Here is a 12094-nt window from a genome sequence, read left to right on the forward strand (position 1 = left end):
TCCCTCATCTTCTTATCCCCACGACTGCACAACAAAAACGGTCCTGGTGCACGTTATGAGCTTAGTGACTTACTACCGACACCTTCTGCTCATTGTCCTGACCACGCTGGCGGCAGCCGGTTCGGCCTCGGGTCAGGTTCCGTGCTCGACCTCACCCAACCCGCCGGCCTGCATCTTCCGTGCCTTCGACGTGCAGACCGGGGCGGAGGTCCAAAGCTTCTGCGTGGGCCGGCAGGTCCGGTTTGAGCCCTGCCCCGGCCGGGTGGGCCTGGGGCTGGTTTTCTACGAAGGCACGCCGGGCTCCACGGTGGTCTGTGCCTTTCCGAATCGTACCGACCTGTATACTCCCACCCAGGCGGGGCCGGTTACCATCACTGAAAACGCCAATAACGCCCCGAACCCCTCGACCATCTACGCCCGCACCTTTAACGTGGTAGCCACACCGGCACCATCCTTTTCCATCGTGCCGTGCACCCCGGGCTCGGTGCAGATCAACATAACCGACGCTACCTACGACCAGTACACCGTCCGCATCGGCAGCGGGGCGGCGGCGCCGGCCACACGGGGCGTTGCCTCGTATCCGGCTCCGGCCAGCGGCAGCAGCACGGTTACCGTAACGGGCAGCTACGCGGCGGCCGGGCTCTGTACTAATTCGGCCACCCAGAACTTTACCGTGCTGCCCGCCCCGGCTGCCCCACTGGTGCGCAGCCTCCGGGTGGAAGGCGCCACCACCCAGCTGCAGTTTGATGCCGCCCCGGCCGGCTACCAGTACGTGCTGGAGCAGGCCACGACCGGCGGCTTTGGCCCGGTACCCGGCGCTCAGCTGAATACAACCTCGGCCACTCTTCCCAACCCGGCTACCCCCGGCTGCTACCGGCTTCGCCTGACCGACGCCTGCCAGAGTCCCAGCCTGCCGGCCTCCACCCCGCTCTGCTCCATTGCCCTGACGGCTACCTCAGCCAACGGCCACAATACCATCAACTGGGTTACCGACGGCGGTTTCAGCTCCTACACGCTGCGCCGCGACGGGCAGGCCCTGGGGGCAGTTCCGGCCGGCGCTACTTCCTTTACTGACTCGGTGAACGTGGTGTGCGGAGTCCGGTACTGCTACCGGCTCGAAGGCAGCTCTGGGGCGGGAGCCACTGCGGTTTCGTCGGTTTCCAATGAGTCCTGCGTTCTGGCGGTGCCACGGCAGGTGCAGCCCGTGCCACGCCTGCAGGTCAGCTTCAATGAGCGCAACGTGGTGGTGCTGACCGCTACAGTGCCCGGGCAGGCCGGCAGCGGACAGCTCACGTATGCGCGCACCGGAACCGGGGCGCCGGTAGTGCTGGCCACGACCTCCCGCCGCTTGTACCGCGACTCCCTGGTAAACGTCAGCCCTGCTAACCGCAGCTGCTACTCGGCCCGCTACCAGGATGTGTGCGGCAACCGGTCGGCCGAAAGCAGCAGCGTCTGTCCGGCCCTGCTCCAGGCTCAGCCCGCCGACGCTGAGGGCAACACCGTGAATCTGACCTGGCTTCCGCTGGTGGGCCCGGATCCGTCGGCGCCGGTTTCCTACCGCCTGCTCACCCTGGCGGCCGACGGCGCCATTCTGCAGTCAACGGCCGTGACGGGCACCTCCTACCTCGATACGCGCCCCCCCACCGACGTGCAGGTACTCCGCTACCGGCTCGAGGCCACCGGCGGGGGGCAGACGGCCGTCAGCTTTTCGAATACCGCCAGCGTGACCCGCCGCGTCAAGGTCTTTGTGCCCACGGCTTTCACGCCGAACGGTGACGGGCTCAACGACGTGCTCGAAGTTAAAGGGCGCTTCCTCAACCAGTTCACCTTCATCGTGCTGGACCGCAACGGGCAGGAAGTTTTCCGCAGCACCAGTCGCAGCAAGGCGTGGGATGGCCGGATCAACAACGAGCGGCCGGTACTGGGAGCGTACGTCTGGCGGCTGGAAGTAAAAGAGGAAACCGGGCAGACGTCGGTGCAGCATGGCACCGTCACCATAGTCAGGTAAAACCCGCCCGTCAGCCGTGCAGGGGGCGCTTTTTGATCATGCCGCCCTTGGTGTCGCGTACACTGTGCATAACCACGAACGCCTGCCGGTCGATCTTGTTGATTTCGTCGGTAAGCTGGGTGACTTCCAGGCGGGTAACAACGGTAAAGATGATGTTGAGCTCGTTGAGCTGATGCCCCTGCGTGCCGTAACCCCGCTTGCCGGAGTACACCGTGGCACCCCGGCCCAGCTTTTCGGTCACCATTACCCGAATGGCCTCACTCCGGGCTGAGACAATGGTGACGCCCGTGTACTCTTCAATCCCCTCAATGATGAAGTCCATGGTTTTAGCTGCCGACAGATAGGCCAGAATGGAGTACAAGGCGGTTTCAACGGTAAGCAGCCACGCGGCCACCGCGAAAATCACGATGTTAATGAGCAGAATGATGTCCCCAACGGAGAGGGGCGTTTTTTTGCTGACGTACACGGCCAGCACCTCCGTGCCGTCCAGCACGGCCCCGCCCCGCACCGTCAGGCCGATGCCGGCCCCCAGGAAAAAGCCGCCAAACACGGCAATCAGCAGTTTGTCGTGGGTTAAGGTCGGAAAGGAGATAACCAGCAGTACCAGGGCCAGCACCAGAATCGTCACCAGCGTCTTGGCCGCGAACTGCCGCCCAAGCTGAAAATAGCCGAGGATGATAAAGGGAATGTTGATGACCACAATCAGCAGGGACAGCGAAACCCCGGTGAGCTGACCAAGCAGCAGGGAAATACCCGTCACGCCCCCGTCAATAAAGCCGTTGGGCAGCAGAAACCCTTTAAGACCCAGGGCCGCCGAAAAAATACCGGCGCTGAGAAAAAGACCGTCCAGCAAAAGCCGCTGCAGGTTCCAGCGGGGGGAGTTGCGCAGGCGCTGAAATCCCGACGGACGCAGTCCGGCACCAGTGCCTTTGCGCTTTTGAAGGCGTTGAAGAAACAGTTGTTGAAGCAGCATAAATGCACGCGTTACCTATTGAAAATAAAGTTAATCAGCCTTGCAGGCATACCGAACCGCCGCCTGTCATTCCGATGGAGAGAAAGGACCGGCACAATCCGGGCACGGCGATAGGTCGGGCTTGCCAGCCAGCGCCATGCTACTGATATGCTTTATTAGGGAGCGTTGGGGGATACGCTAACCCGCAGCAGCCGGCCGCCGGACCTGCAGAAGCCGGGCGACTCACTTTCTCCTGCCAGGGCTGTCGGTACGAAGCACCAGATTGCCGCCCGGTAGGCAGGTGGGCAAACGGCGGGAACATCTGCCAGTGGCTCCGTAAGGCCCGGCAGCCACTCGGCCGGGGGCAGGACGGCCTCCCGGGTCAGTTCCAGCCCCGCCGCCAGCTTTTCCGGAACCGGCTGCAGGGCTGCCGTGGGCGCGATGGATACCTGCTCGACAGACGCCGCTGCCGGATGGGGAGCCACCAGTCCGGCCACCAGGAGCCATACCCCAAAAAGCCACGACCACGCGCCCCCGGGCCCCACGCACGGATGCAGAGCAATAGGGTAATTCGGCAGCTTAAGTTGGTTAAATGGCACGCGGCAGCAGTAGCAAAGCGCAGCTAGGGTTACGAACCGGTCAGCCTGCTTGCCTTAAGAAACGAAGCCGGGCAGCCAGAGTTCGGAAAGAATGCAGAAGCAACCCGATCCGCTACCACCCGGCTCGTATTGGGCCGACTTTCGATGGAACTGCCCAGGCGCCAAAAGAAAGCTCCTCCGCTACAGCCCGGATGGACAACAGCAGAGGAGCCCGGAAAGAAATAGACGTGGTTACGCGGCTTGCTCTTCGGCTACGCGGCTGCGCTGCACCAGGGTATACGGGGCCCCGGACCGACGCGTCATGGCATCAGGACGGGGCGCCTGCACCTGCTTAAGAGCGCGCTGCAGTGTTACGGTGCAGATTCGGTCGGTGTACCCGAGCTCCACTACCCGCTGGGCCAGCATATTCAGCGTCAGGCGCTTGCCCTTGTTGGCGGCCTGCTGGGTGAGCCGGCGCAGCTGGGTTTCCAGCTTGGGCGTGAGCTTGTTGGGGGCGCCGCAGCGCGGCACGTCGTGCAGATAGTCCTTGAAGCCCTGCTGGGAGAAAGCCCGCCGCATGCTGTACACCCGGTCAATGCTCAGGCCGAGCTGCTCGCCCGACTCCTGAGCCGACAGGTCGGCCAGCCAGTGTAGCAGAACCTGGGCGCGGTTGCGCTGCTGCCGGGAGATAATATCGGAGCTCACGAAATCCGTGAGGTAGGCCTGCTGCTTGCGGGATAGGCTAAGGGAGAAACGGTGACGACCCATCGGAACTAAACGGACTAAGGTTGCTGATAGCGCTGACGGTTTCGGGTCTCTGATTAGTGGTGAAGGTGGGCCGCTGCAGATGTATGCCGCCAGCTACCAAACCCGAAACTGAGTTCAACGGGCCGAATGTAAGAAGGCGTTTTCGTTTGTGCAAACGTTTGCACAACTATTGCCAACTTTTCCTATCATTACCCGCCGCAAGGGACGGGCTTGGTTTTTAGTTGCGAACTATATTCCCCTTCCCTCCCGTTTCCCAGGCAGCTTTTTTGTTTTTTCCGAACCTGCTTCGGCATTCCCTGTTTATCTTTCACCGTGGCTATTCATCGCGCTTCCATATCCGACCTCGCGGCTCAGCTGAACCTGTCCGTGTCCACGGTATCGCGGGCACTGAGCGACAACAGCCGAATCAGCGCCGAAACCAAGAAGCGGGTCTGGGACCTGGCCCGGCAGCTCAACTACCAGCCCAACCAGCTGGCCGCCGCCCTGCGCAACGGCCGCAGCAACACCCTGGGCGTGGTCGTTCCGCACATCGACGGCCATTTTTTCGCGCTGGTACTAAAAGGCATCGAGACCATTGCCAACCAGGCCGGCCTGAACGTGATGATCTGCCAGTCGAACGAGGACGTAAACCAGGAAAAGAAAAACATCAAAACCCTGCTCAACGCCCAGGTGGACGGTATTCTGGTGTCGCTGGCTCTCTCGACCCGGGACTTCCGCCACCTCGATGAGGTCCGCGACCAGGGCATTCCGCTCGTGTTCTTTGACCGTATTCTGGAAGACCCGGGTGTGAGTGCCGTGGTGCTGAACGACTACCAGGGTGGGTATGAGGCCACCGTTCACCTTATCGAGCAGGGCTGCCGGCGCGTGGCCCATCTGGGCGGGCCCCAGCACATCAACATCTGTAAAAACCGTTACCAGGGCTACGCCGACGCCCTGCGCGACCACGGCCTCGTGGCCGACCCCCGGTTGGTGCACTTCAGCGACCTGTCGATGCAGGACGGCTGCCTGGGTATGGAGTTCCTGCTCGGCCACGACGCACGGGTAGACGGGGTATTTTCCTGCAACGACCTGGCCCTGGTAGGGGCCATGCAGGTGCTCAAGCGCAGTGGCCGCACCATTCCGCACGACGTGGCACTGGCCGGTTTCAGCAACGAGCTGTTCGCTTCCCTTACCGAGCCCATGCTGACGTCAGTAGACCAGCGCTGCGAGCTGATGGGCCAGACGGCCGTGCAGATGCTGCTGGAGATGGTTGCCAAGGGAGCCGAGCACGTGCCGGCCCGGCAGGTCGTGCTCCAGCCCGAGCTGCTGATCCGAGGCTCCTCGAGCCGCACGCCGCGCGAAACGCTGTCGATGGCCGTGTAGAGCCGGCTGGCTTTCGGAGCTACTTTCTTTTGGGAACGGAGGATTGCCCGGGCAAGGCAGGTTAGCCGGAATGTATCTACGGCAACATTATGCCGCCCCTACCCCGGCAGTAAGCCTCTACGAAAACGCTGATTAACTCGCGTAGAGGCTATTTATCATTCGAAACGAAAATTTATTTTCTCTATGCAGTATACATACGTCATACCATGTCGTATAATTGCAACATACTTCATAACAGAGTCGGATGACCTACGCTAAAACCACCGAATTCACCCAGGAGCAGCAGGAACTGGCCCGGGTAGCAAAGGCGCTGGGCCACCCGGCCCGGGTAGCCATTATTCAGCTGCTGGCGTCCAAGCAAACCTGCATTTCCGGGGACATTGCCGCTGAGCTGCCCCTGAGCCGCACTACGGTCTCCCAGCACCTGCAGGAGCTCAAGGCCCTGGACCTGATCCGGGGAGAAATCGACGGGCTTACCGTCTGCTACTGCCTGAACACCGAGTTGCTGCGCAAGGTGCACCAGCAGTTCACCGCCTTTTTCGTGGAGTCGACCGCCACCAGCGCCTGCGCCCCCGGCGGCACCTGCTGCTAAATTCTTTTTCACCTAACCACTTCCAGACCATGAAAATCTCCGAAATGAAGCAGTCCCTGGCGGGGCTGGAGGCCGTCAACTTTCGGCTGCCCAACGGTGAGTACCTTCCCTCCCACTTCCACGTGACGGAAGTGGGGCTGGTCAGCAAGCACTTTATCGACTGCGGCGGCGTGGAGCGGCAGGAAACCGTGGCCAACTTCCAGCTCTGGGAAGCCGGGGACTACGACCATCGGCTGGCCCCGCAGAAATTCCTGCATATTCTGACGCTGTCGGAAAAGATTCTGGGCCGCGAGGACCTCGACATCGAAGTCGAGTACCAGCAGCAGACCATCGGCAAGTTTGGGCTCCGCTTCGATGGCAAAGACTTCGTGCTGACGCAGAAGCAAACCGCCTGTCTGGCCCAGGACGCGTGCGGCGTTCCGGATGCCGGCTTTGCCCTGCCACAGCTGCCGATTGCCGCCTGCACGCCGGGTGGGGGCTGCTGCTAAGCTTTCCGACGGCGCTACCTTACTAAGGGCGCCGTTTTCCTTTTTTTCAACCTAGCTCCTGCCTCCATGACCATTGCCTTTTTCTCGGACGTGCACGGCAACCTGCCGGCCCTTGAGGCCGTGCTGGCCGACCTCGACCAGCGCCGGCCCGATATGGTGTTCTGTCTCGGCGACCTGGTTGGCTACGCGCCCTGGCCCAACGAGGTCATTGCTGAAATCCGGCGACGGCGCATTCCAACCCTGGCCGGCAACTACGACCAGGGCATTGGCCTGAACAGCGCCGACTGCGGCTGCGCCTACAAAACCGATGCGGACAAGGCCCTGGGTGCCCAAAGCATTGCGTTTACCAACGGTGTAGTAGGCGAAGACGAACGGCGCTATCTGCGCCTGCTGCCCAAGCATATGCGCCTGGACTTTCAGGAGGAGCCGGGGCTGCTTAGCCTGCTGATGGTGCACGGCTCCCCCCGACGCATCAACGAGTACCTGTTTGAGGACCGGCCCGAGGCCAGCTTCCTGCGCATCCTGGAGGAAGCCAATGCCGACATCCTACTCTTCGGCCACACCCACAAGCCCTACCACCGCACGTTTGCCTACGAGCACGAAGGGCAGACGCGCTACCGCCACGCGTTGAACATCGGGTCGGTGGGCAAGCCTAAGGACGGGGACCCGCGCGCGGCCTACCTGCTGCTGCACCTCGGCCCGGAAACCCGGCTGACCGAGCCCGAAAGCCTGCGCAGTGAGCTGGTGCGGGTACCTTATGACGTGGAAAAAGCCGCCCGGGCTGTGGAAACCAGCCCCCTTCCCAATGAATATGCGGACATGCTTCGGCGTGCCTACTAACTTCTGATGACCACCGCTATGCGCATTCAGCCGCTTACCGAAATTCACTGGCCTGCCGTGTGGGCCATCTATGAACAGGGTATTGCCACCGGCAATGCCACCTTTCAGACCTCAGCCCCGGAGTGGAGCGAGTGGACCGCAAGCCATCTGCCGCACAGCCGCCTCGTGTTTCTCGACGAGCAGGACTGCGTGCTGGGCTGGGCGGCCCTGACTCCCGTTTCCGGCCGGTGCGTGTACGCCGGCGTGGCCGAAGTCAGCGTGTACGTGGCCGGTCCTGCGCGGGGCCAGGGCATCGGCCGGCAGCTGCTGGCGGAGCTGGTCCGGGAGTCGGAGCAGCAGGGCATCTGGACCCTGCAGGCCGGCATCTTCCCGGAAAACGCCGCCAGCATCCGGCTGCACGAAGCGTATGGATTCCGGCTGGTCGGCCGCCGGGAGCGAATCGGTCAGCTGAAAGGCGTGTGGCGCGATACCGTGCTGCTCGAACGCCGGAGCCCAACCGTTGGCGCTGAGCTGACCCCAACTTCCGTGCATGAGCAGGCATAATCCCGGCCCGGTGCCCGCCTTCGGCGTGGCTTCCAAGAAACTTTCCCGCCTGGACCAGGGCCTCACGCTGTGGATTTTTTTGGCCATGCTGCTCGGCGTGGGGCTGGGCTACGCCGTGCCGGGCGTCGAGCAGGCCATCAGCTACTTTTCAGTGGGCACCGTGAACGTGCCCATAGCCGTGGGCCTGGTTTTGATGATGTACCCGCCCCTGGCCAAGGTGAAGTACGAGCGGCTGGGCCGGGTTTTCCGCAATACCCGCATCATCGGCCTTTCCCTGGTTTTAAACTGGCTAGTAGGTCCGCTGCTGATGTTTGGGCTGGCCATCTGGCTGCTCCCTGACCGGCCCGACTACATGATCGGGCTGATCCTGATTGGCATTGCCCGGTGCATTGCGATGGTGCTGGTCTGGAACGACCTTGCCGACGGCGACCGGGAATATGCTGCCGGCCTCGTGGCGCTGAACTCAGTGTTTCAGGTGCTGTTCTACAGCGTGCTGGCCTGGCTGTTCATTACGGTGCTGCCACCCTACTTCGGGCTGAAGGGCTACACCGTAAACATCAGCCTCGGCGCCATTGCCCAGAGCGTGCTGGTATACCTGGGCATTCCGTTTGCAGCCGGCTTTCTGAGCCGGTACATACTAAGGCGGCTCAAGGGCGACGCGTGGTACGAGCAGACGTTTATTCCTGCTGTCAGTCCCGTTACCCTGCTGGCCCTGCTTTTTACCATTGTCGTCATGTTCAGCCTGAAAGGGGAGCTGATTGTGCGAATTCCACTCGATGTGCTGCGCATCGCCCTGCCGCTGGTTTTGTACTTCGCCATCATGTTCGGGCTGAGCTTTGCGGCCGGCAAATGGCTGGGCGCCGGGTACGCCGAAAATACCAGCATTGCCTTTACGGCCACCGGCAACAACTTCGAGCTGGCCATTGCCGTGGCTATCGGCGTGTTCGGGCTGAACTCCGGCCAGGCCTTTGCCGGGGTGGTGGGCCCGCTGATTGAAGTACCGGCCCTGATTGCCCTGGTGAACGTGGCTTTCTGGTTCCGGCGCCGCTGGTACGGCAAGCCGGAACCAGAAGGCCGGAGAGAGTAATGTGCGAGAGTACGCTCAGCATGATGGCAACTAGAGCAATTCTATCCTTACGGGCACTTTCCCGGCGTCGAAACTGCTATCAGGTAATTCTACGCCTTCTGGACGGCCTAACGGCTGTGGCGTTTTGGCCAAGTAGGTATAACAACGCCAGCCCTGCAGTCCCTATCACGAGACCCAGCCTTTTCCCACGCGTTTTGGGACGTCCATATCGCGCGGGATTGGAATGCTATCCACGCCGGGCTTCGTGTAGATAATCTAATCCGGTCTGCTCGTTTGCTTCCGGCTCGGCCGGGAGGCAGTAGGAGTGAACATTGATAACCCGGCTCGTCAGCAGGGCTAGCAGGGCCCGGGCGTCGAAGCCAGTGTCCAGCCCGCCTGTTACCAGGGCTTCGGTTGCGAAAATCGTATAGTTCAGCGGGTAGGGCAGCAAATTCCAGGGAATGTACATGGCCTTCGCGTAAGGGCTGCCTTGAATAGCATCCCGCGCCCCGTTGACGATTTCGGTATAGAAGTTCTGAAGGTCGGGGGTAAGCGGGGAGCGGGAATCCGGTAGCTTCAGCTCGGCGGCTGGAATCCGGGCTAAAATCCGCCGCCGCTGGCTTCGCAGTTGCGCCTGCAGCTGCGGCTCCAAATCACCGCTCCTGCTCGTCAGCCAGACCTGGACGTGCCGGTCAGCGACACTTTTCAGCCACTTCTTTTCAAGCTGCAGAAACTGCCAAAGCTCCGAATCGGCGTGACGCTCCCTTTCCAGGATGCTTTGCATGCGCCTAGGATAGGGCTCGAAGAAGCTCCGGATGTACCGAAAAAGCGCGAACAGGCCAACCAGGGCCAGAGTCCCATAAACAAGCATTCCAAAAAGCCCGTCTGGTAGAGCGTCCATAAGCAAGCGGTAAGCGCCAACGAGCTACCAAGCTACATTTTGGCCACTACTTTACCGACCACTGTAGCTTTCCTGAAGCTGCTACCTTTGTGCTATTGCTACCCCGCTCCGGCTTCCTCCGGGTACGCCTTGCGGAGCAGGCAGGCGGTTCAGGTCATTGCGAAAACAAATCTTGATGACTGAACAGATTGTATCGGCAGGGAACCCCGTTACAACCCACCACATAAAGCTTATCTAAACGCCCTGAGGGCACTTTTTATGAATCCATTCGACATGATGGGGATGATGGGCAAGGTAAAGGAGCTTCAGGAGAAGATGAAGCTGGCCCAGGACGAGTTGCAGCACCTTACCGCCACGGCCGAATCCGGCGGCGGGCTGGTCAAGGCAACTGCCAACGGGCAGCGCCGCCTGCTCAAGCTGGAAATCGACGAGTCGCTGCTCACGCCCCAGGACCGCGACATGCTGGCCGATCTGGTGGTAGCTGCGGTAAACAAGGTGATGGAGGAAGTCAGCGAAAAGGCCCGCGAAGAGCTTAAAAGCAAGACCTCGGGGCTGCTGCCCAACCTTCCGGGCCTCGACCTCGGCAGCTTTGGCCTCTAGTCCGGACGCAGCTGCTGCTTTGGCCGGTAGCTGCGCCGATGTGGCGGTCGTTATTCTGAACTGGAACGGCCGGGAGCTGCTGCGGCAGTTCCTGCCCGGCGTGCTGGCCTATGCCGACGGGGCCCACATCGTGGTAGTCGACAATGCGTCTACCGACGACTCGGTGGCCGTGCTGGCCCGGGATTTTCCCACTGTGCAGGTTCTGCAGCATCCGGAAAATCTGGGCTTCTGCGAAGGCTATAACCAGGCCCTGCGGCAGGTTGAGGCCCGCTACTACGTGCTGCTTAACTCCGACGTGGCCGTGACGCCCGGCTGGCTGCCGCCTCTGCGGGCCCGCCTGGAAGCCCGGCCCGCTATTGCCGCCTGCCAGCCCAAGCTCCGCTCCTACGCCGAGCCTACTTACTTCGAGTACGCCGGGGCCGGCGGGGGCTACCTCGACCGCCTGGGCTACCCTTTCTGCCGGGGACGGCTGTTCGACACCCTCGAAGTCGACCACGGCCAGTACGACGACGCCCGGCCCGTAGCCTGGGCGACGGGGGCCTGCATGATGGTGCGGGCCTCGGCCTGGCACGCGCTGGACGGACTGGAAAAGGCCTTTTTCGCCCATATGGAGGAAATCGACCTGTGCTGGCGCCTGTGGAATGCCGGTCAGGAAGTGTGGTACGAAGGTCGCAGCGTGGTGTACCACGTGGGTGGGGGCACCCTGCACAAGTCGAACCCCCGTAAAACCTACCTCAACTTCCGCAACGGACTGGCCCTGGTGTACAAGAACGTCGCCCGCTCGGAGCTGTACTCGGTTGTGGGTACCCGCCTTTTTCTGGATTGGGTGGCTGCCCTGCGTTTTCTCACGCAGGGGCAGCTGCCGGATGCGCGGGCCATCCTGCGGGCTCACCGCGACTTTTTCCGCCACCGGCAGTACTGGAAAATCCGGCGGCGGGCGGCCCGGCCCCGGCTGCGCACGGCCGAGCGCCCGGGCGTGTACGGCGGCAGTCTGGTATGGGCTTACTTTGCCCGGGGCTGCCGCACCTTTACGGCCCTACAGATCCCAGACGGTGCTGCGCTGCCGGCGCAAAGCCCGGCGCACGTTCATCCAGAAAGCCAGGGCAAAGTATAGCACGATCGGGGAGCCGAACGTGAAAAAGGAAGCATACACGAACGACAGGCGGACGCTGCTGGAGGAAAAGCCCAGCCGCTGCCCCAAGGTGTTGCACACTCCAAAGCTCTGTTTCTCGATAAAGTCGGTTAGTCGTTTCATAACGCCGTTGCTAGCCGCCCAGGACTATTGAATGTGGTTCAAAATACGGACAAAAGCGTCGGAACGCAAACGAACATTTCGAGAAAGCCGCACAATTTCCGACCCTCAGGACCTGTTTTTCCGTTTGTTGTCCTGAATTTT

At 61.7% G+C, this 12094-nt stretch carries 14 protein-coding genes; 9 read left to right on the forward strand and 5 right to left on the reverse strand.

The window, feature by feature from the left end:
* The first annotated feature begins 55 nt into the window (after positions 1-55).
* Positions 56-2008 carry a T9SS type B sorting domain-containing protein gene (locus LJY25_RS02020; RefSeq protein ID WP_227606550.1) on the forward strand — a complete coding sequence of 651 codons (1953 nt, stop codon included), beginning with the start codon at positions 56-58 and terminating at the stop codon, positions 2006-2008.
* 10 nt (positions 2009-2018) lie between these two features.
* Here LJY25_RS02020 and LJY25_RS02025 read toward each other — a convergent pair whose 3' ends face one another.
* From LJY25_RS02025 to LJY25_RS02035, 3 genes are all read right to left on the reverse strand, one after another.
* On the reverse strand, positions 2019-2981 hold the full coding sequence (locus tag LJY25_RS02025) for a YitT family protein (protein ID WP_227606551.1): 963 nt from the start codon (positions 2979-2981) through the stop codon (positions 2019-2021).
* A 155-nt stretch (positions 2982-3136) separates the two neighbouring features.
* The gene (locus LJY25_RS02030; RefSeq protein ID WP_227606552.1) at positions 3137-3559 is read right to left on the reverse strand and encodes a hypothetical protein; all 423 of its coding nucleotides are present in this window, start codon (positions 3557-3559) and stop codon (positions 3137-3139) included.
* 231 nt (positions 3560-3790) lie between these two features.
* A complete protein-coding gene (locus LJY25_RS02035) occupies positions 3791-4306 on the reverse strand; it encodes a COG3415 family protein (RefSeq protein ID WP_227606553.1) in 516 nt (171 codons plus the stop codon).
* A gap of 312 nt (positions 4307-4618) precedes the next feature.
* On the opposite strand from LJY25_RS02035, the gene LJY25_RS02040 reads away from it, so the two are divergent.
* From LJY25_RS02040 to arsB, 6 genes are all read left to right on the forward strand, one after another.
* Entirely contained in the window at positions 4619-5668 is a 1050-nt protein-coding gene (locus tag LJY25_RS02040) for a LacI family DNA-binding transcriptional regulator (RefSeq protein WP_227606554.1), read from the forward strand.
* 244 nt (positions 5669-5912) lie between these two features.
* Positions 5913-6260, forward strand: coding sequence for an ArsR/SmtB family transcription factor (locus tag LJY25_RS02045; protein WP_227606555.1), 348 nt, complete (start codon positions 5913-5915; stop codon positions 6258-6260).
* Positions 6261-6289: 29 nt separating this feature from the next.
* Positions 6290-6748: a DUF6428 family protein gene (locus LJY25_RS02050; protein ID WP_227606556.1), complete on the forward strand. Its 459-nt coding sequence runs from the start codon at positions 6290-6292 to the stop codon at positions 6746-6748.
* Positions 6749-6814: 66 nt separating this feature from the next.
* Positions 6815-7588, forward strand: a complete 774-nt coding sequence (locus tag LJY25_RS02055; RefSeq protein WP_227606557.1) for a metallophosphoesterase family protein — start codon at positions 6815-6817, stop codon at positions 7586-7588.
* 6 nt (positions 7589-7594) lie between these two features.
* Positions 7595-8131 carry a GNAT family N-acetyltransferase gene (locus LJY25_RS02060; RefSeq protein WP_227606558.1) on the forward strand — a complete coding sequence of 179 codons (537 nt, stop codon included), beginning with the start codon at positions 7595-7597 and terminating at the stop codon, positions 8129-8131.
* Positions 8118-9218 carry an ACR3 family arsenite efflux transporter gene (gene arsB, locus LJY25_RS02065; RefSeq protein WP_227606559.1) on the forward strand — a complete coding sequence of 367 codons (1101 nt, stop codon included), beginning with the start codon at positions 8118-8120 and terminating at the stop codon, positions 9216-9218. The genes LJY25_RS02060 and arsB overlap by 14 nt, the downstream gene beginning before the upstream one ends.
* Before the next feature lie 226 nt (positions 9219-9444).
* Here arsB and LJY25_RS02070 read toward each other — a convergent pair whose 3' ends face one another.
* On the reverse strand, positions 9445-9981 hold the full coding sequence (locus tag LJY25_RS02070; protein WP_227606560.1) for a hypothetical protein: 537 nt from the start codon (positions 9979-9981) through the stop codon (positions 9445-9447).
* A gap of 375 nt (positions 9982-10356) precedes the next feature.
* Between LJY25_RS02070 and LJY25_RS02075 the strand changes: the two genes are divergently transcribed.
* Together LJY25_RS02075 and LJY25_RS02080 are read left to right on the forward strand one after the other, a co-directional pair.
* Positions 10357-10698 carry a YbaB/EbfC family nucleoid-associated protein gene (locus tag LJY25_RS02075; RefSeq protein ID WP_227606561.1) on the forward strand — a complete coding sequence of 114 codons (342 nt, stop codon included), beginning with the start codon at positions 10357-10359 and terminating at the stop codon, positions 10696-10698.
* Positions 10699-10738: 40 nt separating this feature from the next.
* Positions 10739-11812 carry a glycosyltransferase family 2 protein gene (locus LJY25_RS02080; RefSeq protein ID WP_317206570.1) on the forward strand — a complete coding sequence of 358 codons (1074 nt, stop codon included), beginning with the start codon at positions 10739-10741 and terminating at the stop codon, positions 11810-11812.
* On the opposite strand, the gene LJY25_RS02085 is transcribed toward LJY25_RS02080, so the two are convergent.
* Entirely contained in the window at positions 11735-11953 is a 219-nt protein-coding gene (locus LJY25_RS02085) for a PspC domain-containing protein (protein ID WP_227606562.1), read from the reverse strand. The genes LJY25_RS02080 and LJY25_RS02085 overlap by 78 nt on opposite strands.
* Positions 11954-12094 lie beyond the last annotated feature (141 nt).

The organism is Hymenobacter translucens (assembly GCF_020685205.1).
Lineage (GTDB): Bacteria > Bacteroidota > Bacteroidia > Cytophagales > Hymenobacteraceae > Hymenobacter > Hymenobacter translucens.